28 protein-coding genes are annotated in these 26,906 nt (G+C 60.9%); 17 read left to right on the forward strand and 11 right to left on the reverse strand.

Annotated features, from left to right (window positions below; all coding sequences use genetic code 11):
- The first annotated feature begins 147 nt into the window (after positions 1 to 147).
- Positions 148 to 1,182, forward strand: a complete 1,035-nt coding sequence (gene waaF, locus AACS24_RS02570) for a lipopolysaccharide heptosyltransferase II (RefSeq protein ID WP_108572272.1) — start codon at positions 148 to 150, stop codon at positions 1,180 to 1,182.
- Between the two features lies 1 nt (position 1,183).
- Positions 1,184 to 2,449, forward strand: coding sequence for a lipid IV(A) 3-deoxy-D-manno-octulosonic acid transferase (gene waaA, locus AACS24_RS02575; RefSeq protein WP_108572273.1), 1,266 nt, complete (start codon positions 1,184 to 1,186; stop codon positions 2,447 to 2,449).
- A gap of 79 nt (positions 2,450 to 2,528) precedes the next feature.
- Here waaA and AACS24_RS02580 read toward each other — a convergent pair whose 3' ends face one another.
- The 3 genes from AACS24_RS02580 to AACS24_RS02590 are packed head-to-tail and all read right to left on the reverse strand — an operon-like array spanning position 2,529 to position 4,588.
- A complete protein-coding gene (locus AACS24_RS02580; RefSeq protein WP_108572288.1) occupies positions 2,529 to 3,770 on the reverse strand; it encodes a PTS ascorbate transporter subunit IIC in 1,242 nt (413 codons plus the stop codon).
- 51 nt (positions 3,771 to 3,821) lie between these two features.
- Entirely contained in the window at positions 3,822 to 4,109 is a 288-nt protein-coding gene (locus AACS24_RS02585; RefSeq protein WP_108572274.1) for a PTS sugar transporter subunit IIB, read from the reverse strand.
- Between the two features lie 35 nt (positions 4,110 to 4,144).
- The gene (locus AACS24_RS02590; RefSeq protein WP_005356016.1) at positions 4,145 to 4,588 is read right to left on the reverse strand and encodes a PTS sugar transporter subunit IIA; all 444 of its coding nucleotides are present in this window, start codon (positions 4,586 to 4,588) and stop codon (positions 4,145 to 4,147) included.
- A gap of 251 nt (positions 4,589 to 4,839) precedes the next feature.
- Here AACS24_RS02590 and AACS24_RS02595 point away from each other — a divergent pair, with 251 nt between their 5' ends.
- The 4 genes from AACS24_RS02595 (at position 4,840) to AACS24_RS02610 (ending at position 7,543) form a co-directional block, all read left to right on the forward strand.
- Positions 4,840 to 5,859, forward strand: a complete 1,020-nt coding sequence (locus AACS24_RS02595) for a LacI family DNA-binding transcriptional regulator (protein WP_108572275.1) — start codon at positions 4,840 to 4,842, stop codon at positions 5,857 to 5,859.
- Positions 5,860 to 5,893: 34 nt separating this feature from the next.
- Positions 5,894 to 6,874: an acrylyl-CoA reductase (NADPH) gene (acuI, locus tag AACS24_RS02600; RefSeq protein WP_108572276.1), complete on the forward strand. Its 981-nt coding sequence runs from the start codon at positions 5,894 to 5,896 to the stop codon at positions 6,872 to 6,874.
- Positions 6,875 to 6,947: 73 nt separating this feature from the next.
- A complete protein-coding gene (locus AACS24_RS02605) occupies positions 6,948 to 7,073 on the forward strand; it encodes a hypothetical protein (protein WP_255940094.1) in 126 nt (41 codons plus the stop codon).
- 137 nt (positions 7,074 to 7,210) lie between these two features.
- Complete coding sequence (locus tag AACS24_RS02610; RefSeq protein WP_033113608.1) at positions 7,211 to 7,543, forward strand: DUF2799 domain-containing protein; 333 nt, start codon at positions 7,211 to 7,213, stop codon at positions 7,541 to 7,543.
- An 18-nt stretch (positions 7,544 to 7,561) separates the two neighbouring features.
- Here AACS24_RS02610 and AACS24_RS02615 read toward each other — a convergent pair whose 3' ends face one another.
- Positions 7,562 to 7,726, reverse strand: coding sequence for a hypothetical protein (locus AACS24_RS02615; protein ID WP_104016832.1), 165 nt, complete (start codon positions 7,724 to 7,726; stop codon positions 7,562 to 7,564).
- A 111-nt stretch (positions 7,727 to 7,837) separates the two neighbouring features.
- Positions 7,838 to 8,275: a flagellar basal body-associated FliL family protein gene (locus AACS24_RS02620; protein WP_033113609.1), complete on the reverse strand. Its 438-nt coding sequence runs from the start codon at positions 8,273 to 8,275 to the stop codon at positions 7,838 to 7,840.
- A 145-nt stretch (positions 8,276 to 8,420) separates the two neighbouring features.
- On the opposite strand from AACS24_RS02620, the gene AACS24_RS02625 reads away from it, so the two are divergent.
- Together AACS24_RS02625 and ubiA are read left to right on the forward strand one after the other, a co-directional pair.
- A complete protein-coding gene (locus tag AACS24_RS02625; protein ID WP_108572278.1) occupies positions 8,421 to 8,957 on the forward strand; it encodes a chorismate--pyruvate lyase family protein in 537 nt (178 codons plus the stop codon).
- On the forward strand, positions 8,954 to 9,823 hold the full coding sequence (ubiA, locus tag AACS24_RS02630) for a 4-hydroxybenzoate octaprenyltransferase (RefSeq protein WP_108572279.1): 870 nt from the start codon (positions 8,954 to 8,956) through the stop codon (positions 9,821 to 9,823). Before AACS24_RS02625 ends, ubiA begins: the two co-directional genes overlap by 4 nt.
- 69 nt (positions 9,824 to 9,892) lie before the next feature.
- Here the strand turns inward: ubiA and plsB are convergent, their stop codons facing one another.
- Positions 9,893 to 12,316 carry a glycerol-3-phosphate 1-O-acyltransferase PlsB gene (plsB, locus tag AACS24_RS02635; protein ID WP_108572280.1) on the reverse strand — a complete coding sequence of 808 codons (2,424 nt, stop codon included), beginning with the start codon at positions 12,314 to 12,316 and terminating at the stop codon, positions 9,893 to 9,895.
- 204 nt (positions 12,317 to 12,520) lie between these two features.
- Here plsB and lexA point away from each other — a divergent pair, with 204 nt between their 5' ends.
- From lexA to dinF, 4 genes are all read left to right on the forward strand, one after another.
- Positions 12,521 to 13,147: a transcriptional repressor LexA gene (gene lexA, locus AACS24_RS02640; protein WP_033113613.1), complete on the forward strand. Its 627-nt coding sequence runs from the start codon at positions 12,521 to 12,523 to the stop codon at positions 13,145 to 13,147.
- Between the two features lie 376 nt (positions 13,148 to 13,523).
- Complete coding sequence (locus tag AACS24_RS02645) at positions 13,524 to 13,823, forward strand: hypothetical protein (RefSeq protein ID WP_181364288.1); 300 nt, start codon at positions 13,524 to 13,526, stop codon at positions 13,821 to 13,823.
- Positions 13,824 to 14,029: 206 nt separating this feature from the next.
- Complete coding sequence (locus AACS24_RS02650) at positions 14,030 to 14,656, forward strand: SCO family protein (protein ID WP_108572282.1); 627 nt, start codon at positions 14,030 to 14,032, stop codon at positions 14,654 to 14,656.
- Positions 14,657 to 14,658: 2 nt separating this feature from the next.
- Positions 14,659 to 16,020, forward strand: a complete 1,362-nt coding sequence (dinF, locus tag AACS24_RS02655; protein WP_108572283.1) for an MATE family efflux transporter DinF — start codon at positions 14,659 to 14,661, stop codon at positions 16,018 to 16,020.
- 13 nt (positions 16,021 to 16,033) lie between these two features.
- Here the strand turns inward: dinF and trmL are convergent, their stop codons facing one another.
- The 3 genes from trmL to AACS24_RS02670 all read right to left on the reverse strand — a co-directional run bounded on the left by trmL (position 16,034) and on the right by AACS24_RS02670 (position 18,620).
- Positions 16,034 to 16,498: a tRNA (uridine(34)/cytosine(34)/5-carboxymethylaminomethyluridine(34)-2'-O)-methyltransferase TrmL gene (gene trmL, locus AACS24_RS02660; RefSeq protein WP_108572284.1), complete on the reverse strand. Its 465-nt coding sequence runs from the start codon at positions 16,496 to 16,498 to the stop codon at positions 16,034 to 16,036.
- A gap of 74 nt (positions 16,499 to 16,572) precedes the next feature.
- The gene (locus AACS24_RS02665; protein WP_197077977.1) at positions 16,573 to 17,943 is read right to left on the reverse strand and encodes an ATP-binding protein; all 1,371 of its coding nucleotides are present in this window, start codon (positions 17,941 to 17,943) and stop codon (positions 16,573 to 16,575) included.
- Positions 17,925 to 18,620: a response regulator gene (locus AACS24_RS02670; protein ID WP_041210792.1), complete on the reverse strand. Its 696-nt coding sequence runs from the start codon at positions 18,618 to 18,620 to the stop codon at positions 17,925 to 17,927. The genes AACS24_RS02665 and AACS24_RS02670 overlap by 19 nt, the downstream gene beginning before the upstream one ends.
- Before the next feature lie 85 nt (positions 18,621 to 18,705).
- Between AACS24_RS02670 and fieF the strand changes: the two genes are divergently transcribed.
- From fieF to AACS24_RS02690, 4 genes are all read left to right on the forward strand, one after another.
- Positions 18,706 to 19,617 carry a cation efflux pump FieF gene (gene fieF / locus AACS24_RS02675; protein WP_033113619.1) on the forward strand — a complete coding sequence of 304 codons (912 nt, stop codon included), beginning with the start codon at positions 18,706 to 18,708 and terminating at the stop codon, positions 19,615 to 19,617.
- An 8-nt stretch (positions 19,618 to 19,625) separates the two neighbouring features.
- Entirely contained in the window at positions 19,626 to 20,405 is a 780-nt protein-coding gene (cysE, locus tag AACS24_RS02680; RefSeq protein WP_033113620.1) for a serine O-acetyltransferase, read from the forward strand.
- A 20-nt stretch (positions 20,406 to 20,425) separates the two neighbouring features.
- Positions 20,426 to 21,706 carry a hypothetical protein gene (locus AACS24_RS02685; protein ID WP_108572285.1) on the forward strand — a complete coding sequence of 427 codons (1,281 nt, stop codon included), beginning with the start codon at positions 20,426 to 20,428 and terminating at the stop codon, positions 21,704 to 21,706.
- A 167-nt stretch (positions 21,707 to 21,873) separates the two neighbouring features.
- On the forward strand, positions 21,874 to 22,083 hold the full coding sequence (locus tag AACS24_RS02690; RefSeq protein WP_033113622.1) for a cell division protein ZapB: 210 nt from the start codon (positions 21,874 to 21,876) through the stop codon (positions 22,081 to 22,083).
- A gap of 72 nt (positions 22,084 to 22,155) precedes the next feature.
- Here AACS24_RS02690 and elbB read toward each other — a convergent pair whose 3' ends face one another.
- Complete coding sequence (gene elbB / locus AACS24_RS02695) at positions 22,156 to 22,806, reverse strand: isoprenoid biosynthesis glyoxalase ElbB (RefSeq protein WP_108572289.1); 651 nt, start codon at positions 22,804 to 22,806, stop codon at positions 22,156 to 22,158.
- A gap of 400 nt (positions 22,807 to 23,206) precedes the next feature.
- Here elbB and polA point away from each other — a divergent pair, with 400 nt between their 5' ends.
- Positions 23,207 to 25,960, forward strand: coding sequence for a DNA polymerase I (gene polA / locus AACS24_RS02700; RefSeq protein WP_108572286.1), 2,754 nt, complete (start codon positions 23,207 to 23,209; stop codon positions 25,958 to 25,960).
- An 85-nt stretch (positions 25,961 to 26,045) separates the two neighbouring features.
- Here the strand turns inward: polA and AACS24_RS02705 are convergent, their stop codons facing one another.
- Positions 26,046 to 26,588: a gamma carbonic anhydrase family protein gene (locus AACS24_RS02705; RefSeq protein WP_108572290.1), complete on the reverse strand. Its 543-nt coding sequence runs from the start codon at positions 26,586 to 26,588 to the stop codon at positions 26,046 to 26,048.
- Between the last annotated feature and the right edge of the window lie 318 nt (positions 26,589 to 26,906).

Below are 26,906 nucleotides of genomic sequence, written 5' to 3' on the forward strand. Positions count from 1 at the left end.
CCGCTGCTTGTGGCGCGTAATCTCGCCCGGCCGAGGCAAAGCAGAGGCGACTACCAAGGATCTTCTGTTATTTATCGAGCCATTCTTGGGGCATAATCTCGCCCAGTGATGATTAACCGCCGGGCCAGACCCGAGAGAAGACGCGTAATGAAAATATTGGTGATCGGCCCCTCCTGGGTCGGCGACATGGTGATGTCCCAGAGTCTCTACAAGGCGATCAAGGCCAACCATCCCGAGAGCGAACTGCACGTGATGGCCCCCGCCTGGTGCTGTGCCCTGCTGGAGCGGATGCCGGAGGTGGACAAGGCGATCACCATGCCCCTTGGCCACGGTGACTTCAAGCTGGTGGCGCGCCGCCGCCTCGGCAAGCAGCTGGCAGCCGAGAAGTACGATCAGGCCATCGTCCAGCCCAACTCCATGAAGTCGGCGCTGATCCCCTGGTTTGCCCGCATTCCGGTGCGTACCGGCTGGAAGGGGGAGCACCGCTTCGGCCTGCTCAACGATCTGCGCAGCAACAAGTCCGCCTTCCCGCTGATGGTGGAGGGCTATCTGGCGCTCGCTTATCCCAAGGCGCAGATGAAGAGCCGGGCCGATATTCCGACCATTCCCCACCCCTCTCTGCACGTCGATCTGGTCAACCAGAGCAAGGCGCTGGAGCGACTGGGGCTGGATCGCGCCCGCCCGGTGCTGGTGCTCTGCCCCGGTGCCGAGTTTGGCCCGGCCAAGCGCTGGCCGGAGGGACACTACGCCGTGGTGGCACAGCAGCATCTGGACGAGGGGTGGCAGGTGTGGATCTTCGGCTCCAACAAGGATGTGCCGGTGGCCAATACCATCCGGGATCGGGTCAACCTGCTGACCCGCCCCAACTGCCACGTGCTGGCGGGCAAGACCAGCCTGCACGAAGCGATCGATCTGATGGCGCTGGCCAGCCGGGTCATCTCCAATGACTCCGGTCTGATGCACATCGCCGCCGCCCTCAACCGGCCGCTGGTGGGCGTCTATGGCTCCACTTCGCCGCTCTATACCCCGCCGCTGGCGGATCGGGTCGAGATCGTTCACACCGACATCGAGTGCCGCCCCTGCTTCAAGCGCACCTGCAAGTTCGGCCATCTCAAGTGCCTGATCGATCTGGCGCCGGAGCAGGTGGTCGATGCCTGCAAGAAGCTGGAGCAGAGTCAGTAAGATGCCCTACCGTCTGCTCTACAACCTGCTGATCCATCTGGGATTGCCGCTGGCGCTGCTGGCCCTCTACAAGCCGAAGCGGGGCAAGCCCGGCTTTGGCGAGCGCTGGGCCGAGCATCTCGGGCGGCTGCCCGCCACCGGACAGGATGCGCCACTGTGGATCCATGCGGTGAGCGTGGGGGAGACGCTGGCCATCACGCCGCTCATTCGCGCCCTCAAGGCGGAGCGGCCCGATCTGCCGATCCTGCTCACCACCACTACCCGCACCGGCGCCGATCAGGCTGCCAAGCTGGGGGAGCTGGTGGTGCATCGCTACGCGCCGCTCGACTACCCCTGGGCCATTGCCGCCTTTCTCGATACCTTCAAGCCGCGCGCGCTCTGGGTGATGGAGACCGAGTTGTGGCCGAACTGGCTGGCCGCCTGCGAGGCGCGCCATCTGCCGGTGACCATCATCAATGCCCGCCTCTCCGAGCGATCCTGCCAGCGTTATGCCCGCTTCCACGGCGCCTTCGACGCCCTGAGCCGACCGCTGACCCATCTGCTCTGCCAGCATCAGGATGACGCCGACCGCTTCGCCCGCCTCGGCATCGATCGTTCGCGGCTGGCGGTGACCGGCTCTATCAAGTTCGATATCCAGTTTGGTGACGAGGTGCAGAGCAAAGGGCGTGCCCTGCGTCAGCTGTTGGGCGCCGAGCGGCCTGTCTGGATCGCCGCCAGCACCCATCAGGGTGAGGATGAGCAGGTGCTGGCCGCTTTCGATCTGCTGCTCAAACGCCATCCCGACGCGCTGCTTATTCTGGTACCGCGCCACCCCGAGCGGTTCGATCGGGTGGCCGAGCTGTGCGCTCCTTATGGCTGCGTGCGGCGCACCAGTCATGCTGCGGTTGGGGCACAGGATAAGGTCTATCTTGGCGATACCATGGGCGAGCTGCCGCTGATGCTGGCGGCGGCCGATGTGGCTTTCGTCGGCGGCAGTCTGGTGAAGATCGGCGGTCACAACCTGCTGGAGCCGGCGGCCCTCGGCAAGCCTTGCCTGACGGGGCCCGCCTACTTCAACTTCAGCGATATCACCCGCCAGCTGGTGGCTCAGGGGGGCGCCGCCATCGTGGCCGATGCTGCCGAGCTGGGCGAGCAGGTGAGCCAGCTGTTTGCCGACGTGACCGCCCGCCGCGAGATGGGCGAGCAGGCCCGTGCCGTGGTGTTGCGCAATCAGGGGGCGCTGGCCCGCACCCTCTCTCACTGCCTCACTGCGCTGGAGAACGACTGAGTTTCACCCTTTCATAAAGCCAGGCCATAAAAAAACGGAGCGCGATGCGCTCCGTTTTCGTTGTTGGCGATGACCGTGATTAGCGAACGATCAGCCCCAGCAGGATGCCGACCACACCGAAGTCGGAGTCGCTGAAGGTGGTGTTGGCGAAGCCGAGGTCGCCCAGCACCGGCAGCAGGAACACCGGCAGGATGGTGAGTAGCAGCAGGCCGTTGGCGAAGGCACCCAGAATGGCGCCACGACGACCACCGGTGGCGTTGCCGAATACCCCGGCAGCGGCGCCGACGAAGAAGTGCGGTACCACGCCCGGGATGATGACGGTCAGGCCCATGGCGTAGAGCAGTGCCATCCCCACCAGACCGGCGGCAAAGCTCGACAGGAAGCCGATCAGCACGGCGTTGGGGGCGTAGGGGAAGACGATGGGGCAGTCGAGTGCCGGCTTGGCGTTCGGCACCAGCTTGTCGGAGATCCCCTTGAAGGCCGGTACGATCTCGGCGATGACCATCCGCACACCTTGCAGGATCACGTAGACACCGGCGGCGAAGGTGATGGACTGCATCAGGGAGAACATGAACCAGTGCTTGCCCTTGGCGACGCTGGAGACAAACTCGGGGCCGGCGAAGGCGGAGGTCACCAGGAAGATGATGCCCATGGTGAAGGAGATGGCCACCGGAGTATCGCGCAGGAACAGCAGGCTCTTGGGTACCTGCACATCTTCGCAGCTGTGGGCCTTGTTGCCGAACTTGGCGCCGATCAGGGCGGAGAGCACGTAGGAGCAGGTGGAGAAGTGGCCCAGCGCCACGTCATCTGAGCCGGTGATCTGCTTCATGAAGGGGTGGGCGATGGCCGGGAAGAAGACCATGGCGACACCGACCACCAGACTGCCCACCGCGATCAGCGGCACGCCGCTCATGCCACCGGCAGAGAGGATTACGGCCACCATCATCGACATAAACAGGGTGTGGTGACCGGTCAGGAAGATGAATTTCCACGGACTCAGACGGGCGATCAGGATGTTCACCAGCATGGCGAAGAACATGATCATCGCCATCTCCTTGCCAAACGAGGTCTGGGCGATGGAGACGATGGCTTCGTTGTTGGGGACGACCCCCTTGATGCCGAAGGCGTGCTGGAAGATGACGGCAAAGTCACCCAGCGAGTTGATCACCAGGGTGGCACCGGCCCCCAGAATGACGAAACCCATGATGGTCTTGACCGTGCCCTTGATGCACTCGGTCACCGGTTTCTTCTGGGCGATCAGGCCGACCAGCACGGCGGGCTCGGACAGCACGTCAAACATCAGAAAGTTGAAAAATTCCATGGTCAGCTCCTGGCAATGGAAGATGCGGCCCGCAGGCCGCATGGAGGATCCTTAGAGGGCGCCCAGTTCGCGCAGGGCGCTGGCGAGCTTCTCTTTCATCGCGGCCTTGTCGACCATGTTGTCGAGGGCCACCAGACGGCCGTTGACGCCCATGGATTGCAGCTGCTCGGCGATGTCGCGGGTGGCGACAAACATCTCGGCGGTTTCGCTACCGGCGGAGGCCAGATCGCGGTGATCCACGTCGGCAGTGACCGCCAGCTCTTTCAGGATGCTCTTGATGCTCATTTCCATCATCAGGCTGGTGCCCAGACCGTGACCGCATACAACCAGAATTTTCATCGTCTCTTCCTTTGTCAGGTGCGCCATGGCGCAGATCAGTAGCGCGCCAGAATGCGCAGGATGTCGTCTTTGGTGTCGGCCGCGATAATGGCCGCCACGTCCTCTTCATTCATAAACAGCTCGGCCAGCTGGGCGATGGTCTCCACGTGGGAGTTGCTGTCGCTGGCGGCCAGGGTGATCAGCAGCCGGATCGGGTCGTTGCCCTCGGAGTCGAAGTTGACCCCCTGCTTGATGACGGTCAGCCCCAGACCCAGCCGGTTGACGCCGTCCTCGGGGCGAGCGTGGGGCATCGCCAGACCGGGGCCCAGTACGTAGTAGGGGCCGAGCTCTTCATGAGAGCGAAACAGTGCCGCCACGTAGGAGGGTTCGATGGTGCCATTGGCCAGCAGGGGCGCCGTCGCCAGCTCGATGGCGTGGCGCCAGTCGCGGGCTGCGGGTTCGATGCGGATGACATCCTCGGTCAGCAGTTGAGTCAGCATGGTGGTGATCCGGCTAGTTAAGATGGCGCCAATCTATCGATCTTGCGGTGGTGAAACTGTGAGGGTGATCGCGAAAGTTAGCGCTATCAGATAGCGCTAACATGAAACTGTGATAGCGCTATCACTTTACCCATTAACGGGAGTCATCCTGCCCCTACGGTAGGGGAAAGAGAGTAGAATCGGCCCTGAGCAAATAGTCAGTGGCGCCCTTTTGCCTTAAAGTGAGCAGCCGCAAGCCGAGGAAGGGATGGATGTCAGAAGCGAAAAAGCGCCGTAGCACGGGTCGGGTGACCCTCAACGATGTGGCCCAGCTGGCCGGAGTGGGGGCCATGACGGTCTCCCGTGCCCTGCGCACCCCCGAACTGGTCTCCGACAAGATGCGCGAGCGTATCGACGCCGCGGTGGAAGAGCTCGGCTATATCCCCAATCGTGCCGCCGGTGCGCTGGCGTCGGGTACTTCCCATGTGATTCTGGTGATAGTGCCGAGCCTGCTTGATCGCGCCAGTGCTGAACTGATGGCCGGGTTGCAACCCATCTTGATGAAGGCCGGTTATCAGCTGGTACTGGGCGACGCCCAGCATCTGCGTCAGCAGAGCGAACAGCTGGAGCATCTGCTGCAGTACAACCCCGCCGCCGTGATCGTGCTGGGCTGCCTTGAGTCGCCAGATGACAAGGCGCTGTTGCGTAACAGTCGTCTGCCGGTGGTGGAGGTGGGGGCTTTGGTGCCCCATCCCATGGATCTCTGTGTCGGCGGCTCCAATCAGGAGGCCGGTTATCGCCTGACCCGTCACCTCATCGAGCGGGGCTATCGCAATATCGGTTTTCTCTGTGCCCGTCAGGAGCAGTGGATGCTGCAGCAGCGCATGCGCGGCTGGCAGCAGGCGATGCTGGAGAACTATCTCTCGCCCGATATGGTGATCAATACCTCGGAGGCGCCCAGCTTCAGCACTGGTGCTGCCATGCTGGGGGAGTTTCTGCTGCGTTGGCCAGAGCTCGATGCAGTTATCTGCGTCAACGACGAGCTGGCGGCCGGTGTGCTGTTCGAGTGCCAACGACGGCACCTGAGCGTGCCCGGCAAGCTGGCTATCGCCGGTTTTGATGATTCCGATGTGGCGAAGAGTTGTTATCCTGCCCTCACATCGGTTCAGGTTCCCTATCGCAAAATGGGCAGCATGGCTGCCGAGATGATCCTGCACAAGCTGGCTGGCGACGAGGTGCAAGAGACGACCCGGATCCTCGAGTTCGAATTGCAAAAGCGCCAAAGCAGCTAACCGTTCCGTTTCAATCCCCATCAAAGAGGCAACCATGTTCAAGGCTCTGTTACTGGAAAACCAAGACGGCAAGACCATTCCGACCCTGACCCGACTAACCGAGAGCCAGTTGCCGGAGGGAGAGGTGCGGGTAGCGGTGAGCTACAGCTCCATCAACTACAAGGATGGGCTGGCCATCACCGGCAAGGGCAAGATAGTGCGTCAGTGGCCGCTGGTGCCCGGCATCGACTTCGCCGGTACCGTGCTCGAATCTGCCGACAGCCGCTATCAGCCGGGAGACAAGGTGGTGCTGACCGGTTGGGGCGTGGGCGAAGGGCACTGGGGCGGCATGGCCGAACAGGCGCGGATCAAGGGCGACTGGCTGGTGCCGCTGCCCGCCGGGCTCGATGAGCGGCAGGCCATGTGCATCGGCACCGCTGGCCTTACCGCCATGCTTTGCGTGCTGGCGCTGGAAGAGGCGGGTATTACCCCGGAAAGTGGCGAGGTGCTGGTAACTGGCGCTGCTGGTGGCGTGGGTTCCGCCTCGGTTGCCCTGCTGGCGGCCCTTGGCTATCAGGTGGCGGCGCTGACCGGACGCCCCGAAGAGCAGGGTGCCATGTTGACTGCGCTCGGTGCCAGCCGCATCGTGCCACGCAGCGAGCTGCTGGAGCCTGCCAAACCGCTGGAGAAACAGCTGTGGGCCGGTGCCATCGATACCGTCGGCAGTCAGGTACTGGCCAAACTGCTGGCCCAGATGAACTACGGCGGCGCCGTGGCAGCCTGCGGGCTGGCAGGGGGCTTCGATCTGCCGACCAGCGTGATGCCTTTCATCCTGCGCAATGTGCGGCTGCAGGGAGTCGATTCGGTGATGTGCCCATTGGAACGTCGTCAACTGGCGTGGCAGCGACTGGCACGGGATCTGCCTGCCAGCTTCTTTGCTCAGGCGGTCACCGAGATCGGGCTGGAGCAAGTGGTCGAGGCTGCCGAGGCCATCACGCTTGGCCAAATCGCGGGGCGCACCCTGGTCAAACTTTGAACTCTGACGACTGGCGAGCCCGACATTTCCGGATAAAATTGGATTGCGGGTGAACTATCCAAGGAGAGTGAAGATGGGTGGACACAAGCCGGATTACGACTCGTCAGACGATGATTGGGAGCCGGAATCCTGGGAAGAGGAGCTGGATCAGTGGGAAGACGAAAGCTGGCAGGATGATGACCCTTTCGATGACCAGTGAACCACAGCATTGAACGAACAGGCGGGCATTGTGCCCGCCTGATTTTTTTGTGGCGCTCACAGGGCTGGTGCATGCCTCTTGTGGTCACTGGGTGGCTGGATAAGAATGAACTGCTCAAACGACACTCAAGGATGACTATGCGACTCACCATCATACTGCTGGCAGCCCTGCTGGGTGGCTGCGCCTCCAACAACGATCCCTGCGAGAAGGTGTGGAGCGATGTCGGGGAGGCCGATGGCAAGCTGGGGTTCACCGCCGATCGGGTCGAGTTCCATCAGGCCCAGTGTGGCAAGAAGGTGGATAGCGAACTGTGGGAGCAGGGACGCCAGAAAGGGCTGGCCTGGTATTGCCGTCCGGAACACCTCTATCTGGCCGGTCGTTCCGGTGGCGAGTATCGCGGTGTCTGTCCGAACGACATGCAGGCCCGCCGGCTGTTCGAACAGGGACGGCAGGGATGGACGGATCAATAACGTCCTGATGGGGAAGCGTTACTCCTCTTTCAGCCGCAGCGGCTGGCAGAGGTAGCCTTTCTCGTTGGCGCTGCGGGCACATTTGCCGCAGACGAATTTGGGTTTGCGGATTATCTTGCGCAGCGCTTTGAGATCAGTGGGGATTTCGTGGCGGCGCCACTCACACAGGGTTTTGCTGCCCATAACGATTACCTCTACGACTCGACGGGCGTATTGTAATCAATTTTCATTTCGAATAAACGACAAACCCGCCAGCCGGGGAGAATCCCTGCTGGCGGGTTTGCGAATGAAACGTTACTGGTAGAGGAATTTGGTGAAGATGAGCTCGCGCACCGCTTTCTTGCCGGTCTCTTTCACCAGCAGCTCGTTTGCCTTGGCTTCGCACTCCTTGCGCAGCTCTTCGCGGCTGACCAGGGACTTGATCTGGTCAGCACTCTTGCTGCCCATCAGGCGGATGATGGCGTCGCGGATCAGCGGATCATGCTGCTCCAGCAGCTTGAGGTCGCCCTCGTTGGCCGCCATCAACTCTACCGTCACCCGGACGTAGCCGAGGGTTTTGCCATCGCTCAGGTAGTTGGTAATGATGTCCGGATCGAGCAGGTGGTAGTAGAAGCCGGGTTTGGGGGCGGCGGCCGCTTCTCCCTCTGCGGGCGGCTCCTCTCCTCCGGAGGCATAGACCTGAAGTGCACCGCAGCTCAGCAACAACACCAGCAGAAATTTGAATAGCTTCATATGGATGGCTCATCAGCAAGAGATACCCCATTTTTGATGCTGCCATCGGGGCCGTCAAGCACGGATGTTCTTACATTTCGCGATTGATTTACGGATAATAAACCGGATTTTAACCTGAACACGGAAATCTCTGGATGGTGATGCTGTGAAGTCCGAGTTGACTGTTCCCCTCACGCTCTCGGGTAGCTGGCTGGCTCCGGAAAGCTGCGAATTGCCTGCCTCGCTGCGCCCCTGGTTGCTGGAGCCGGGCTCCATGACCCGGCGGCTGCGCCAGCACAACAGCCACTTCTCGGTCGAGTGGCTTGGCAATCATCAGGTCGCTCTCACTGCCGATGAGCAGTGGCTGGTGGATGCGCCCACCCCGGCCGGGATCTGCCGCGAGGTGATCCTGCACGGCGATCGGGGGCCGGCGGTTCTGGGTTGGACCCTGTTTGCCGATGTGGCGCTGGAGGGAAGCGGGTTGGCCGATCTTGGCGAGCAGCCGCTCGGCGAGCGGATATTCGGCCACGAGCCGGCACGGCGCGATCATCTGCAAGTGGCGCGCTTCGAGATCGCCGCCAACCCCCGCTGTCCGGCAGCTGTTGTCTGGGGGCGCCGTTCCCGCCTGTTTCTGGGGCCGTGGCCACTACTGGTGCACGAGCTGTTTCTGCCTTCTCTCGTTTGTAACAAGGAGCTGGAGTGAATCTGTTGACCAAGGAGCGAGGGCTGGCCTACATGCAGTTGGCTCGCATCGACAAACCCATCGGTACCCTGCTGCTGTTGTGGCCCACCCTCTGGGCGCTCTGGCTGGCGGCAGGTGGTGTCCCCAACCTCTGGAACCTTATCGTCTTTGCCGTGGGCGTCTTTCTGATGCGCTCGGCGGGCTGCGTCATCAACGACTATGCGGATCGTGACTTCGATGGCCACGTCAAACGCACCTCCGGGCGTCCGCTGCCGACCGGCAGGGTCGATCCGCGCGAGGCGCTGGCGCTCTTCTTCGTGCTGGCGCTCATCTCGTTTGCCCTGGTGCTGACCATGAACCCGCTCACCATCAGCCTGTCGTTTATCGCTCTGTTGCTGGCGGTCTGCTACCCCTTCATGAAGCGGCTGATCTCCAACCCGCAGTTTGTGCTCGGGCTGGCCTTCTCCTGGTCGATCCCCATGGCTTATGCGGCGCAGGCCAACGCCCTGCCCCTCGTCGCCTGGCTGCTCTTCTTGGCCAACCTGCTCTGGACCGTGGCTTACGACACCCAGTACGCCATGGTGGATCGGGACGATGACCTCAAGCTCGGCCTCAAATCGAGTGCCATCCTGTTTGGCCGTAACGACAAGCGGATCATCGGGGCGCTGCAATTGGGCACCCTGCTTATCATGCTGGTGGTTGGCCAGCTGATGGCGCTGGGGGGCTGGTATTACTGGGGATTGCTGGGGGCTGGCGTGCTCTTCGTCTACCAGCAGCGGCTGATCCGCGAGCGCGAGCGCGAAGCCTGCTTCAAGGCGTTTCTCAACAACAACTATGTAGGGGCGCTGATCTTCATCGGCGTGGTGCTCGATTACCTGCTGGCGTGACCTGTTCCCGCACAAATTCCGATAAAAAAGAAGGCCGCATCATGCGGCCTTCTTTGTTTGCGTTGCAGATCAGAGCTGGTTGCCCGCCTGAATGGTGCGGCGGATCTTGTTGCTCAGCAGCGGCACTATGTTGTCGGCCAGTGCCTGGAAGCGGCCGAGATCCGGCTTGCAGTCGGAGGAGAAGTAACCCTCTTTGCGCAGGGTGTGGATCAGGGTGCTGAACAGCTTCTGGTCGAAGAACTCGGGGGCGTTGATGCCGTGCAGGGTGCCGAGGCGCTCTGCCATCATCAGGCCGTCAGCTTCCAGCTGCTCCGCCTCGATATGGGGCTGGGCCAGCACTCGGGTCAGCACGATGGCGTAGCGCTGCAGGGTCTCCTGAATGCTCTCCGCCAGCAGCAGCAGGCGCATCTGGTTGGCCGGGTTGACCCAGTAGCCGCCATCGCGTGCCTCGATCAGCTGCTGACGCTGCAGCTCTGCCAGCAGGGCATCGACCAGCTCCGGCAGCTCTTCCTCTTCATAACGCAGGAACAGCTCGGTCTTGAGCAGCGGATAGATGTCGATGCAGCGGGCCATGATCTCGCTGCGGGAGATCCCCTCGCACCGCTCGATCAACGCCGCCACCAGAGAGGGCATGGCGAACAGGTGGAGGATGTTGTTGCGGTAGTAGGTCAGCAGGATCGCCTGATAGCGGTCCAGACTGATGATCTGCCCCAGCTTGTCCTCGCTTACCTCGAACTTGTTGAGCTCCATCGCCTGATCCAGCAGGGTCTTGGCATCCTCATCCGGAATAGTGCTCTGCGGGCTGTAAGGCACAGCCTTGAGCAGATCCAGATAGGTGTTGAGCTGGGCATGCAACTCGTCGCGGGTCAGGGCGTGGCGCTCGGCGGCCAGCAGCGCCAGCGCGCTCAGGGTCAGGCCGTTGACTGCGGCAGCCCCGTTGATGCGGGTCATCAGCAGCTCGGCCAGATCGTTGACGGTGCCCGCCATCCACTCCGGACGCTCCTCTTCCCCGATGTGTTTTTTCCAGTCCGGAATATGTTCGCTCAGGTAGCTGTTGAGGGTCAGCGGTTCGCCGAAGTTGACGAAGCCACGGCCGTAGTTGCGCAGCTTGCGCAGGATGCCAAGCACCTGCAGGAAGCTCTCCTTCTCCTTGCGGCTGCCCTTGAGCTCGTTGTGGTAGGTGTTCACCTCCATCACGTGCTCGTAACCCAGATAGACCGGCACCAGAGTCACCGGTCTGTCCAGTCCGCGCATCATCGCCTGCAGGGTCATCGCCAGCATGCCGGTCTTGGGCGGCAGCAGGCGACCGGTACGGGAGCGACCACCCTCGGTGAAGAACTCCACCGAATAACCCTTGGCGAACAGCAGGTTGAGGTATTCACGAAATACCGTGCTGTAGAGCGGGTTGCCCTTGAAGGTGCGGCGAATGAAGAAGGCGCCACCGTGGCGGAAGATGGGGCCCGCCGGCCAGAAGTTGAGGTTGATGCCCGCCGCGATATGGGGCGGCACCATCCCCTGGTGGTAGATGACGTAGGAGAGCAGCAGGTAGTCCATGTGGCTGCGGTGGCAGGGGACGTAGACGATCTCGTGCCCTTCCTGCGCCAACTGGCGTACCTTCTCGGCGCCATTGACCGACAAACCGCGGTAGAGCTTGTTCCACAGCCAGCCGAGGAAGCTCTCGCCCAGGCGGATCAGCCGGTAAGAGAAGTTGGAGGCGATCTCGTCCATGTAGCCATGGGCACGCTTTTGCGCCTTCTCGAGGCTGATTCCCTCGCGCTGGGCCTCCTCTTCAATCGCCTGCTGGATCACCGCGGAGTCGAGCAGCTGTTTGAACAGCAGGTGGCGGTTCGGCAGTTTCGGGCCGGTGGCAGCGAGTTGCTGGCGGCTGAAATGGGTACGAGCCACCCGCGCCAGTTTGTGGGCGATGGCTTCGTCGGTGCCATGTTTGTCCGCCATGTAGCGCAGGGAGAGCGGCGGGGAGAAGCGCACCAGATTTTCGCGACCCTTGAGGATCACGATGAGCGCTTTCTTCAGCCGGTTCGGCGCCAGGCTGCTGATGATGTTGAGGCCGGAGGCTTCTTCGCCTTCCCGACCCGGAGCGCGGCCCCAGAACAGGGTGACGGGCACCACCTGGATATCGAGTTCGGGATCCTGCTTGTGCAGATCCAGCAGCTGGTGGAACTCCTGCAGGAAGGGGAGCGGCTTGCTGCGTTTGCCAAACAGGGGAGGCGGACGATCCAGACAGACATAGCGCGGCAGCAGCTGGCCGTTAAGTTCCAGCGGCGTGAAGGGGCCGGGCAGACCGAGATCCTCACAGCACTGCTGCAGGGTCATCAGGTCAGTGATCGAACTGGTCTTCAGGGCGTAGACGATGGGTCTGGCCGGATCCAGATTGAGTTCAGTGATGGGATTTTCCGGCAGGCTCTTGTGATTGACCAAGCCGCTGACCGGCCATTGCAAGATGGCTCTGGAAATCTTCTGTCCTAGGGACATGTGCGTCTGCTCTCCAAAAAAATGCGGCGTGAGCATAGCAAATCGGTGGCCCCTTGTCGCCGAGAGGTACGATGAGTCAGCTGCGCAGGATCAAAACAGCGATAAATGAGCGGTTTGTCGCGACAAATGTCAGCTCTGCCTTGCCTTGGTCACTGCACTGTATATACTGCCAGTGTGCTGTATAAAAAGACAGGTGCCCATTCTATGAAACCCCTTACTCCCCGCCAGGCCGAAGTGCTGGAGTTGATCAAGGCGAATATGAGCGAAACCGGCATGCCGCCGACTCGCGCCGAGATTGCCCAGAAGCTTGGTTTCAAGTCGGCCAATGCGGCTGAAGAACATCTGAAGGCCCTGGCCAAAAAAGGGGTCATCGAGATCATGCCGGGCACGTCCCGCGGCATCCGCCTGCTGCTCGAAGAGGAGGAAGAGGTGCTGGAAGAGAGCGGCCTGCCCCTGATTGGCAAGGTGGCTGCCGGCGAACCTATCTTGGCGCAGGAGCATATCGAGAGCCACTATCAGGTGGATCCCGCCCTGTTTCATCCGCGAGCAGACTTTCTGCTGCGGGTGCAGGGGATGAGCATGAAGAACATCGGCATTCTGGATGGCGACCTGTTGGCGGTGCACAAGACTCAGGAGGTGCGCAACGGTCAGGTGGTTGTAGCCCGTCTCGATGAGGATGTCACCGTCAAGCGCTTCCAGCGCAAGGGCAGCCAGGTGTGGCTGCTGCCGGAAAACGAAGAGCTCTCCCCCATCGAGGTGGATCTCTCCAGCCAGCACCTTACCATCGAGGGTTTGGCCGTCGGCGTGATCCGCAACGCCGACTGGATGTAATTTCCCCTTTGCCATGAGACGGCCTCCTGCGGGAGGCCGTTTTGTTTTTGCGCTTTTCCTGTTGCCCTTGCCGCTAGCCCATTACGAAGAGACTCGATAGGAGTTCGACGAAGGGAGTGGCTGCCAATCATTCATTTCGGATATATGCTCAAATCAGGGTCTCGCCAATAAAGAGACTTCGTGCCATGCGTTGCCGGCCTGTGGCGGGTAATAGGGGCAAAGTCAGAACAAGCATGGGCAACACACCTTCACGGGATATGAAGGGAGAGGGGGCGCCTCAGCCATGGGGCGTCACTCGTGGTATGGCAAGTCGCCGTGCTGCCGGCAGAGTCGGGCAGGCGCAACAGCATAACTTGTCGGTCAGGGAGGACTGGTTATGGCATCGAGATCTCCATGGGATGCAGAGGTGAGGGAACTGGCACCGGTATCCTCCATCACCCGTTTTTTCAGAGGTAGCCGGTTGACTTGGTTTTACGGGCTCTGGCTGCACCACAAGGGGTCGCACTGGACGCTCTGGCTGGGTTGCCCGAAAGAGAAGGTGGTACAGCTGGTGCTGTTGTTCAAGCGCGGCCATGGTGTTGCCAAGTCGCAGGAAAACTGGTTGGCACCAGTGATCCCTATCAGTGCCAGAGCGCTCGGCAAAATGCTGCAGCAGAGGCGCATTAACCGCCCGTGAAGGGCATGGATGGCGCCAGAGACCCAGAAAACCGGCTCGCTCAAGAGCCGGTTTTTGTTTTTGCGGTTGCTGCTTAATTGAACCAAACGGTCTGTTCCTGACAGAGCAGTGTACAAGGAGTCTCCAGTTCATGTCCTGCTGGGGTACAATCCCCCACCTGTCTGGCTATCGATGCTGTGTGTACTGAACCGAAAGGGTCTCTTGTTATGATGAAGCTTCGCTATCCCCTGCTGTTTCTGCTGCTGACAGGCTGCCTGATCCTTGCCTTCTACCTCACCCAGCCAAAATGGCCGGAGCATGCTGACTACTATCCGGTTGGACGGGATATCAACAACTTCGAGCTGATCGATGCCGACAACAAGCCATTCACCCCGGCCAACTTGCTGGGACACTGGACCTTTCTCTTCGTCGGTTACACCTTCTGCCCCGATATCTGCCCCACCACGCTGGCCGATATACGCTCCGTCTACGATCAGCTGAAGAAGCTGGCACCGACCACTCAGGTGGTCTTTGTATCGGCGGATCCCCAGCGCGATGATCCGGCCCGTCTCAAAACCTATACCGCCTTCTTCAACCCCGAGTTCAAGGCTGCGACGGCGCCCCACGACAAGCTGTTCCCGTTCGTGCGCAATCTGGGGCTGGTCTACTCCATCGCCAAGGAGGGGGAGAAGGATTACCTGATCGATCACTCCGCTTCCATCGTCCTCATCAATCCCAAGGGCAAGTTGCAGGGGGTATTCCGACCCAAGGTGGAGCGCGGCCAGGTACCGCTGGTGCAGATGGATAGCATGCTCTCCGACTTCTCCCGCATCCTGAAGCTGACAGGTCACTGAGAGTGACGCACCCAGTTGCTCCTTGGTGGCGAGATCCCTCTCGCCACCGCGCCGTCTTTGCCCTCGCCCTGCCGATGGTCTTCTCCAATATCACCACCCCCCTGCTGGGGCTGGTGGATACCTGGGTGATCGGTCATCTCGGGCAGGCCTGGTTTCTCGGGGGCGTGTCGGTCGGGGCGACCCTTATCAATCTCATCTTCTGGCTGCTCGGCTTCCTGCGGATGTCCACCACCGGGCTGACGGCGCAGGCACACGGTGCTGCTGACGGACGGGCCCAGCTCGATACCCTGCTGCGTGGACTAGGGCTGGCCGTTGCCCTCGGGCTGGCCCTGCTTTTGCTGCTGTTCCCCCTGTTGCCCCGGTTAATTGCCCTGAGCGGCGGCTCGCCCGAGGTGCAGCTCTATGCCGGTCAGTATGTGGCGGTGCGGATCTGGAGCGCTCCGGCGGCGCTCTGCAATCTGGTGATCATGGGCTGGCTGCTGGGGATGCAGGATGCCCGCAGCCCCATGGTGATGCTGATCCTCACCAATCTGGTCAACATGGCGCTCGATGCGTTTTTTGTGCTGGGGCTGGGCTGGCAGGTGCGCGGCGTGGCGGCGGCCTCGGTGCTGGCGGACTACTGCGCGCTGGGAGTCGGCATCTGGTTGGTATGTCGTCAGCTGCGGCAATTGGCGCCGACGGTGTGGCAGGATGGCTGGCAGCGCTGGCGCCAGCTTGCCCCCATGGTGCGGCTGCTCGGCCTCAATCGCGATATCTTCCTGCGCTCCCTCTCGCTACAGCTCTGCTTTGCCTTTATGACTCTGCAAGGTGCCCGGCTGGGCGACGTGGCGGTGGCAGCCAATGCGGTGCTGCTCAACTTCCTGATGCTCATCTCCTACGGGCTCGATGGCTTCGCCTATGCCGTCGAGGCGATGGTCGGGCGGGCTATCGGCTTGCGGGATCGGCTCCGGTTGCGGGAGGCCATCCTGCTCAATCTGGGCTGGGCGGCCCTCATTGCCAGCGGTTTTACCCTGGTGTTTGCCCTCTTCGGTAGCCACCTTGTCGGCTATATCACCGATATTCCGGCGGTTGTGGCGGAGGCAACCCGCCACCTGCCCTGGCTGGTGGTGATGCCGCTGCTGGCGGTCTGGTGTTTCCTGCTGGATGGCGTCTTTATCGGGGCGACCCGGGCGAAGGAGATGCGCAACAGCATGCTGCTGGCGGCATTTGGCGGTTTCTTCCCGATCTGGTGGCTCTGTCAGTCGTGGGGTGTTGCGGCACTGTGGGCAGCGATGGTGACGCTGATGGTGGGGCGTGGCTTGTCACTGGGGGTCACCTGTTGGCGACTAGAGCGAAGCGGGCGCCTGCTCGACGCCCGCCACTGATCATCGGTGGCGCTTACATGGCGCCGGGATAACCGAGCTGGCGCCAGCTCTCGTAGACAAAGACCGAGACCGCGTTGGAGAGGTTCATGCTGCGGCTCTGGGGCAGCATGGGGATGCGCACCCGCTGCTCGAATGGCAGGCTCTCGATGATCTCGATGGGCAAGCCGCGGCTCTCCGGCCCGAACAGCAGGGCGTCGCCGAGGGCAAACTGCACGGCCGAGTGCGCTGTGCGTCCCTTGGTGGTGCAGGCAAATACCCGCTTGGGCGACACGGCTGCCAGAAAGGCTTCATAGCTCGGCCAGCGCTTCACCTCGGCAAACTCGTGATAGTCGAGTCCCGCCCGCTTCACCCGCTTGTCATCCCACTCAAATCCCAGCGGCTCGATCAGATGGAGCCGGTATCCGGTGTTGGCGCAAAGCCGGATGATATTGCCGGTATTGGGCGGAATTTCAGGCTGGTAGAGGACGATATCGAGCATGACGAGCTCCTGCAAAGAGATGTAAAGGCAAGAAGGGGCGCCAGCATACCCAGCGCCCGTGCCGATGAAAAGGGTCAGGCGACCGGTAGTTTGATGGTGACGGTGAGGCCGGTCGGATGGTTGTTGCTGGCGGCAATGGTGCCGCCATGGCGCTGGATCGCCTCCGCCGCGATGGCCAGCCCCAGCCCGGTTCCGCCGGTCTTGGCATTGCGGGCATCATCGACCCGGAAGAAGGGCTGGAACAGCAGCGGCTGCTGCTCGTCAGGTACGCCGGGCCCGTCATCCCGAATGGTCATCACCCACTCCTTGCCATCCCGATACCACTCTACCTTGATGAACTCGCGGGCGTATTTGAGGGCGTTGCGCAGCGGGTTCTCGATCGCCCGGGAGAGCAGCTCAGGCCACATCTGGATCGACTCGGTCGGCAGTTGCGGCAGCCTGAGCTGTTTACCGCTCTGGTTCGCCTCGAACATCGCATCTTCGAGCATGGGCTCCAGCAGATCAGCCAGTGGCTGCACGACGGGCGCCTCCACATGCTGCTGCACCCGCGACAGGTCGAGCAGATCACCGATCAGCTTGTCCAGTCGCCCAATTTCCGATTCGATCCGTGCCAGCTCGGCGCTGTCACCCTGCTTGCGGCGGATCAGCGCCTGTGCCAGCTGCATCCGGGTTAAGGGGCTGCGTAGCTCGTGAGAGATGTCTGATAGCAGCTGTTTCTGCTTCTGGATCATGCTCTTGAGCGTTTCCACCATGCGGCTGACATGGTCGGCCAGCTGGCCGATCTCGTCGCGGCGGCCAAGGTTGGGGATCTGCACCTCAAGGTTGCCGGCCGCCAGCTGGGAGACCGATTTCTGCAATTGCAGGATCGGGCGGGTCAACCGCCAGGCGAGCAGCAGACAGAGCGGTGTGCTGATCAGCATGGCTACCCCGAGAATGCGGATAGGGTGATCCAGCACCTGAATAAACAGGAACAGGTAGGGGTTTTCGGCATTGAGCCCGAAATAGACGTGGTAGCTGTGGCCGTGATGCTGCATCAGAAATGGGCCGGCGATCGCCTTGCGGTGCTCGTTGCGCAGCATGGGCTTACCCGGGTCATCGGCATCCACCATGAAGCGCACGACGAACTTGCGGGGATGAGTGGTGGACTGGATCTGCCCCTTCTCGTCGCGGATATAGACATTGTCCACCGGCAACATGGCGATGTTGTCCATCGCTTTGGCCAGATCGAAATCCTGATCCGGGTCGGCGGCATTGAGCAGCGCCTGCACATTGTTCTGCATCCGTGCCACCTCGTGGGTGGGCAGCGGGATCTGGTTGCGGGGATCGAGCGTCGGCAGGCTGATCACTGCCGCGAGGATCACCAGCAACATAAACCAGAACCAGAGGAAGATGTGGGTCGAGATCCCGTTGAGGGAGGTGCCCCCCTTTATTCTTGCTCTAGCCACAGATAGCCGCGCCCCCGTACGGTTTTGAAGCGGGGTTGGCCATCGGCGCGCTCCGGCAGCTTCTTGCGCAGGTTGCTCAGGTGCATGTCGATGGCGCGATCGAAGGGTTCCAGCTTCTTGCCTAGCACCTGCTCGGAGAGGTGGCTTTTGCTGACGATCTGGCCGGGGTTGCGCAGCAGACACTCCAGCAGCCCGAACTCGGTGGCGGTCAGCTCCAGCAGCTGCTCGCCGCAGCGGGCCTGCTGCAGGCCGGGTTGCAGCACTATGTCCATAAAGCTGACTTCGTCGGAGGAGTTGCCGCGCTGGGGCGGGGCGCTCTGGGTGCGGCGCAGGATGGCACGCACCCTGGCCAGCAGCTCCCGATCATCGAAAGGCTTGGCCAGATAGTCGTCGGCCCCCGCCTCAAGACCGTTGACCCGATCCTGGCTGTCGCCACGGGCGGTCAGCATCAGTACCGGTGTTTCATGGGTTTTGCGCAGCTTGGCCAGCATGGCGAAGCCGTTGAGCTTGGGCATCATCACATCGAGCAGCACCAGATTGAAGCTCTGCTCTGCCAGTCGTTGCAGCCCCTCTTCACCATCCTCGGCGACCGTGACCTGAAATCCCTCCAGGGTCAGAATTTCGGTGAGCAACTGGGTCAATTCAAGATCGTCGTCGACCAGGAGTATTCTGTTCATCGGGTGTTATTCCGCAGATTTTCGCGCCAAACTGACGCCGGGGTCAGGGTATAATAAGTTTTTCATCGCCAGAGGAAAGCCGGTTTTGAGCCATCAACAATATTCCCGTTGGGTTACCTTTGCCAGCATGGCGGCCGTTACGACCGCCACCCTGCTCATCATCGGCAAACTGATCGCCTGGCTGATGACAGATTCATCAACCTTGCTGGCATCCCTGACTGACTCCTTCATGGATGTGAGCGCCTCCATCATCAACCTGCTGGCCATCCGTTATGCGCTGGCCCCTGCCGATGACGAGCACCGTTTTGGCCATGGCAAGGCGGAGTCGCTGGCCGGACTCATCCAGTCGGCTTTTATCTCGGGTTCGGCGCTGCTGCTGGTGATGCATGGTATCTCCTCCCTGCTCAATCAGGCGCCTATCCAGCGGCTGGAGGCGGGCCTCTGGGTCAGTGGTGGCTCCATCGTGCTGACCTTGCTGCTGGTCAGTTTCCAGAGCGTTGTCATTCGCAAGACCAACAGCGTCGCCATCAAGGCCGACATGCTGCACTACCGCTCTGATCTGCTGCTCAACGCCGGGGTGTTGCTGGCGCTGGTGCTGGCAGGGCAGGGGTGGTACTGGGCTGACGGCCTGTTTGCCATCCTGATCGGTCTGTTCCTGCTGTGGGGGGCGTTGCATATTGGTTACGAATCGGTGCAGGCGCTGCTCGATCGTCAGTTGCCAGCCGAAGAACAAGCGAGAATAATGGCCCTCTGCTGCGCCGTCGAAGGGGTTCACGGCGTCCACGATCTGCGCACCCGCCAGTCGGGGCCAACCCGCTTTGTGCAGCTGCACCTGGAGCTGGATGACCAGATCCCTCTGGTCAAGGCCCATCAAATCGCCGATGAAGCCGAGCTGGCCGTGCGCCAGGCTTTTGAGCGAATGGATGTCATTATCCACATGGACCCCATCTCGGTGCTGACAAAAGAACAACAAAGCCCTCACCCTGAACAACAGTAGGCTGCAACATGGATGATCTGGTTGCCAAAACCTGGCAGAAAATTCAGCAAGAAGCACAGTGCATGGCGGCCCAGGAGCCGATGCTGGCCAGCTTCTTCCACTCCACCATTCTCAATCACAAGAATTTGCGCTCGGCCCTCAGCTTCCAGCTGGCCAACAAGCTCGACAGCGCCACCATGCCCGCCATCGCCCTGCGCGAGGTGATCGAGCTGGCGCTGCGCAGCGAGCCGGAGCTGCTGACCGTGGTTGCCGCCGACATCTGTGCCGTACAGGATCGCGATCCGGCGGTTGACCTCTTCTCCACTCCGCTGCTCTACCTCAAGGGGTTCCATGCCCTGCAGGGCTATCGGGTCGCCAACTGGCTGTGGCGTCAGGGGCGCCGCTCGCTGGCGCTCTACCTGCAGAACCAGATCTCTGTGGTATTCGGGGTCGATGTGCATCCGGCAGCCCGCATCGGCAAGGGGATTATGTTTGACCACGCCACCGGCATAGTGGTGGGCGAGACGGCGGTCATTGAAGATGACGTCTCCATCCTGCAGAGTGTGACGCTGGGCGGTACCGGCAAAGAGAGTGGCGATCGCCATCCCAAGATCCGCGAAGGGGTGATGATAGGGGCGGGCGCCAAGGTGCTCGGCAATATCGAAGTGGGCATGGGGGCCAAAATTGGTGCCGGCAGTGTGGTGATCAACCCGGTGCCACCCCATACCACAGTCGCTGGCGTACCAGCCAAGATCGTCGGCCGTCCGGAGTGCGACAAGCCTTCACTGGATATGGATCAGTGCCTCTGATCTCCCGGCCGGAGTAGTCGATGGCCAAACGCTGGTCGGGTTATCTGATCCTGGGGATGTGGCTGCTCAACCTGCTGCATCTCTATCTGGGGTTCTCTCCCTGGCCGGCGGCCATTGCTGCCTGGGGCGCTTCCCTGCTCACCTGGCCCTGGCTGGCCGGTGCCGCCAGACGGCAGGCGCTGGCACTTTATGGTGCTGCGTTTGTGCTGTTGCTCTTCTCCTGGTGGCGGGGTGCCAGCTTCAGTGCAGATGCCTGGCTGCTGCCCAATATCAATATGCTCACCATGTTTGCTGCGGTGAGCACCCTCAATCTCGCTACCTCGGGTCTCTTGACGGGTACCACTTCGTGGAAAGGGCGCAAGGGGCTGTGGAGCACCATGGCCAGCCTCAATCTGCTGGGGGCCGTCATCAACCTCTCGGTGCTTTTTATCATCGGCGATCGGCTGGAACGTAACGGTACCCTTGAGCGACGTCAGGTGCTGGTGCTGAGCCGCATCTTCTGCGTCGCCGCCTTCTGGTCCCCCTTCTTTGTCGCCATGGCGGTGGCACTCACTTACGCACCGGGTCTCAAGCTGTCGAACATCTTGCCGTTTGGCGTGGTGGCGACCCTGCTGGCAATGACGATAACGGCCTGGCAGGTGGAGCGGATCGGGGTGGCGGATTTTGCCGGCTATCCGCTGCGGCTGCAGACCCTGGGACTGCCGATCACCCTGGCCGGGCTGGTGTTGCTCATCAAGCAGATCTGGCCAGATCTCGGCATCATGGCAGTTATTGCGCTGGTGGCACCCTTGCTGGCGCTGCTGTTTATGCCGCATACCGGCCGCAAGGCCGCGCTCAAACGGCAGGTGGTGGAGCGTTTTCCTGCCATCGGTGGTCAACTGGTGCTGTTTCTGGGGGCTGGCCTGCTGGCAGCCGGCATCAACAGCGCCGTGTCGGTCATCGATCTCGGCAGCGGGCACGGTTTGCCGCTGTTCAACCACTTCGGCTGGTTGGAGGCATCTCTCGCACTCTTGCTGATCCTGCTGGTCGCCATCGTCGGAGTTCACCCGCTCATCAGTATCTCCGGACTGGCGCCGCTGCTCTGGCCTCTGTCACCGGATCCCAGCCTGCTCGGCATGTGTTTTCTGCTGGGGTGGGGGATTGCCACGGGCACCAGCCCGCTCTCCGGATCCAATCTGGCGCTGGCCTCCCGTTACAACCTGAGTGCTGCCGCCATCTTGCGTGGCAACCTGCTCTATGGCCTGCTGATGTACGGGGTTGGCTGCCTGCTGATGGGGGGCTATATCGCTCTTCACCGGTGAGCTGCGCAGGATGCGAGAAAAATAGACGCATATTTAGACAATACCTCTGTGGAAGAGGCATTTTGCAGCGCACTGGCTTGTTTGTGCCGATAGGCTCGGGGTATGCTGGCTCCACGCGCTTGAATCGCCCTCTGTGGGGCATCGCAATTGAACAAACAGGTATGCATATGTCACTAGAAGTCCTTGAGCAACTCGAATCCAAAGTACAATCCGCCGTCGACAACATCTCCCTGCTGAAGATGGAGCTGGACGATCTGAAAGAGCAGAACACCAAGCTGCAAGACGAGAACCATCAGCTGCGCAACGAGCACGCTGCATGGCAGGAGCGTCTGCGTGCCCTGCTGGGCAAGATGGATCAGATGGGCGAAAGCATCTGATCGGTCGCTATCCGCGAGAATTGAAAACGGGCCGCTCCATGAGCGGCCCGTTTGTTTTGGTTGGCCGGGCAATCAGAGTGCCAGCAGCTGTTTGACGGTTTTCTCGATACCGTCTGCCGCTTCTACGATATCGCTGGCCAGCATGTAGGCAGGAGTGGAGATCACCTTGCGCTCCTGATCCACCACGAACTCGTTGACCGGACAGTTGAGGTGGCTGCCGCCCATCGCTTCGATGGCGTTGGCGGTGCCTTCGTCATGGCCTATGGTGGCCAGGGTGCCGGCGCCGTAGATGAGCGGGATCATGGCCGGAGCGATGCAGATATAGGCGGCCGGTTTGTTGGCATTGGCAAAGCTCTGGCACGCCTTCAGCACATCAGGCTGGATTTGGCACTCCGCCCCCTTGGTGGCGAAGTCGCACAGGTTCTTGGCTGCGCCAAAGCCGCCGGGTACCAGCAGGGCGTCATAATCGGCCGCATCCAGCTCGGCCACATCCTTTATCTGGCCACGGCAGATACGCGCCGCTTCGACCAGCACGTTGCGGCTCTCCCCCTCGCTCACTTGACCGGTCAGGTGGTTGATCACATGGAGCTGCGTGACGTTCGGAGCGAAGCACTGCACGGCAGCACCCTGACGTGCCAGTGCCAGCAAGCTGATGACGGCTTCATGAATTTCTGCCCCGTCAAAGACGCCGCAGCCACTCAAAATCACGGCCACTTTTTTCATGGCAAACTCCTTGTTGTTGAAAATGTGAGCCAAGATGGATTGTTGTACTTTTGTATGGTTATCGCTCGCCATCTGCTGGTCAAGTCATCTTGCTGTGCTAGGATTGTTTCGTTTCGGATCCTGCCGTACCTACTCCCTTAAATTTTTTTCCACATTGATCGAGATCATTCTCATGGTCTGGTGATCAGTTTTTATGATCTCAATATATTGTTATATATGTATTTTTTGTTTTTTATACACAGCGTTGTCACTGTGGTTTTTCCGCGCACCCATTTTTGAACACAGAGTTATCCACAGACTTGAGGCTTGTGTGGCTCTTTCTGCCGGGTCTCTGCCCCCCTTGGTGTGAGGGGGCCCCTGTGGCATCCTAGCGGCTGTTTATCTCTGGCAGGACGATTTCATGGCCCCTAGCAATCCCCTTATTCTGGTCGACGGCTCCTCTTATCTTTACCGCGCCTTCTTTGCCTCCCAGCAGGCCGATCTGCGCACCTCGACCGGTTTGCCGAGCGGCGCCGTCCGTGTCATGGCCAACATGATGCGCAGCCTGCGCAAGCAGTATCCCGACTGCCATGTGGCCGTGGTGTTCGATGCCAAGGGCAAGACCTTCCGCGACGACATCTATCCCGAATACAAGGCCAACCGGGCCAGCATGCCGGACGATCTGCGCAGCCAGGTTGCCCCCATCCATCAGATGATCAAGGCGATGGGTTTCCCCTTCCTGATGGTGGAGGGAGTGGAGGCCGACGACGTGATCGGTACTCTGGCCCGTCAGGCGACCGAGAAGCAGCTGCCGGTGCTGATCAGCACCGGCGACAAGGACATGGCGCAGCTGGTCTCCGACCATGTCACCCTGATCGACACCATGAAAGACGTGAAGACCGATCGGGAAGGGGTGATCGAGAAGTTTGGTGTACCGCCCGAGCTCATCATCGACTATCTGGCCCTAATGGGGGACAAGGTGGACAACATCCCCGGCATGACCGGCGTCGGTGAAAAGACCGCGCTGGCCCTGCTGCAGGGGATTGGTAGCATCGACGAGATCGCCGCCAACCTCGACAAGGTGGCTGCACTCGGTTTCCGTGGCTCCAAGGCGTTCGCCGACAAGTTCCGCGAGCAGGAGGAGCAGGTGCGCCTCTCCTATGTGCTTGCGACCATCAAGACCGATGTGGCGCTGGAGCAGAGCCTGGAAGAGTTGCAGCTCGGCCCCATCGACAAGGAGGCTCTGCTGGCGGTCTACCGCGAGTACGAGCTGCGCAACCTGATTAAAGAGTTGGAATCCGGCGGCGCTGATGAGAGCGGAGCCGAAGGTGATGATGAAAGTGCCGCCCCGGCAGCCGCCATCGAAACCGACTACCGCTGCATTCTGGATGAGGCCGAATTCGACGGCTGGCTGGCCCGTCTGCAGACCGTGCCGCTGTTTGCCTTCGATACCGAGACCACCAGTCTCGACTATATGGAAGCTCGCGTCGTTGGCGTATCTTTCGCCATCGAGCCGGGCAAGGCAGCCTACGTCCCCTTCGGCCACGACTATCTGGGGGCGCCGGTGCAGCTGACCGAGGCCGTGGTACTCGGCAAGCTCAAGCCGCTGCTGGAAGATCCGGCCCGCCTCAAGGTGGGGCAGAACCTCAAGTACGACCGCAACGTGCTGCTCAATCACGGCATCGAGCTGCAGGGTATCGCCTACGACACCATGCTCGAGTCCTATGTGCTCAACTCCACTGCCAGCCGTCACGACATGGATTCACTGGCTCGCAAGTATCTGAACGCCGAGACCATCTCGTTCGAGGACATCGCCGGCAAGGGGGTCAAGCAGCTCACCTTCAACCAGATCGAGCTGGAGCAGGCGGCCCCCTATGCGGCGGAAGATGCTGACATTACCTTGCGTCTGCATCAGGCGCTGTGGGGCAAGCTCTCTACCGAGCCGGGCCTCGCCAAAGTATTCAGCGAGATCGAATTGCCCCTGTTGCCGGTTCTGGCGCGAATGGAGCGACTCGGTACCACTATCGAACCCAAGCTGCTGCATCAGCAGAGTCAGGAGATCGAAGTGCGTCTGGCGGGACTGGAGAAACAGGCCCACGAGCTGGCCGGGCAGGAGTTCAACCTCTCCTCGCCCAAGCAGCTGGGGGAGATCCTCTTCACCAAGCTGGGGCTGCCGATCATCAAAAAGACCCCCAAGGGTGCGCCATCCACTGCGGAAGAGGTGCTGGCCGAGCTGGCTGAGACCTATGAGCTGCCGCGCCTCCTGATGGAGCACCGTGGGTTGGCCAAGCTCAAGTCCACCTACACCGACAAGCTGCCGCTGATGATCAAGCCGCAGACCGGACGGGTACACACCTCCTATCATCAGGCAGTGGCGGCAACCGGTCGACTCTCCTCCACCGATCCCAACCTGCAGAACATCCCGGTACGCAACGAACAGGGGCGCCGGATCCGTCAGGCCTTTATCCCGTGCGCCGGTTACAAGCTGGTGGCGGCAGACTACTCCCAGATCGAGTTGCGCATCATGGCGCACCTTTCCGGTGACAAGGGGCTGCTGACCGCCTTTGCCGAGGGCAAGGACATCCACAAGGCGACCGCCGCCGAGGTATTTGGCGTGGAGCTCGATGCGGTCACCACCGACATGCGCCGCAGCGCCAAGGCGATTAACTTCGGCCTTATCTACGGCATGAGTGCCTTTGGTCTGGCCAAGCAGTTGGGTATCGGCCGTGCCGAGGCGCAGAAGTACATGGATCTCTACTTCGAGCGCTATCCGGGCGTACTGGAGTATATGGAGCGCACCCGTCAGCAGGCGGAAGCCCAGGGTTATGTCGAAACCCTGTTTGGCCGTCGCCTCTATCTGCCGGATATCAAGTCGCGCAACGCCGGTCTGCGCAAGGCAGCCGAACGGGCCGCCATCAACGCGCCCATGCAGGGTACGGCTGCCGACATCATCAAGCGCGCCATGATCAACGTAGATGGTTGGATCCGCGGAATCGAAGATGAGTCGATCCGCATGCTGATGCAGGTACACGATGAACTGGTGTTCGAGATCCGCGAAGAGAAGCTGGAGGAGTACATCGCCATCATCAAGGAGAAGATGTCTGCCGCAGCCGAACTGGATGTGCCGCTGGTGGTGGAGGCGGGCACTGGCGACAACTGGGATCAGGCCCACTGATTTCCAGCCTGCTTTTATGCACGGCTATATAGCTATATAAGAAGCGAAGCCCGGCATCATGCCGGGCTTCCTGTTTCTGCCTGCCCTATAAGGTCTCTTGCAGATACTCGTCCTTGAGCAGCACATAATTGTCGGCCGAGGTTTTGAGGAAGGCGACCTCGGCCGGCTTGAGCGGGCGAGCCTGTTTGACGGGATTCCCTATATATAGAAAGCCCGACTCAAGTCGCTTGCCCGGTGGCACCAGACTGCCGGCTCCGATCATCACATCATCTTCGACCACGACGCCATCAAGCAGAATGGCACCCATACCGACCAATACCCGGTTGCCGATGGTGCAGCCGTGCAGCATCGCCTTGTGACCGACCGTGACATCCTCACCGATCAGCAGCGGATAGCCGGTCGGATTGCTGGCGCTCTTGCGGGTCAGGTGCAGTACCGTGCCGTCCTGAATGTTGCTGCGGGCACCGATACGGATATGGTTCACATCCCCCCGTGCTGCCACCATGGGCCAGATGCTGGCATCGTCACCCAGCTCGATATCGCCCACCAGGGTGGCGCAGGGGTCTATATATACCCTTTTGCCCAGTTGTGGGCGTTTTCCTTTGTAAGGTCTCAGTCGCAAGTCCATCTTGGCCTCCTTGTTTTCGGCCATTCTAACAACCGGAAGGCCGTTTCTGTGGATAAGTTTGTATAAAAGCTGTGGCTGGAGATGAATAACTAAAAAAGTGCCGTTTTTTGCAATTTTATTGCAGGAGAGGGGTTGCCAGAACGAATTCACTCCCTATAATGCGCCTCCATCGACACGGCAAGCGGCAACGCAAACAACCGGGTCGGTAACCTCGAAAAGCCTTTGCAAATAAGGCTTGACTCGAGAAGGCGGTTGAGTAGAATGCCACTCCCGCAGCAGCAAAAGCTGCGTCGCTCTTTAACAATTTGAATCAAGCAA

This window comes from Aeromonas sp. HMWF016, assembly GCF_963878195.1.
GTDB classification, from domain to species: Bacteria; Pseudomonadota; Gammaproteobacteria; order Enterobacterales; family Aeromonadaceae; genus Aeromonas; species Aeromonas lacus.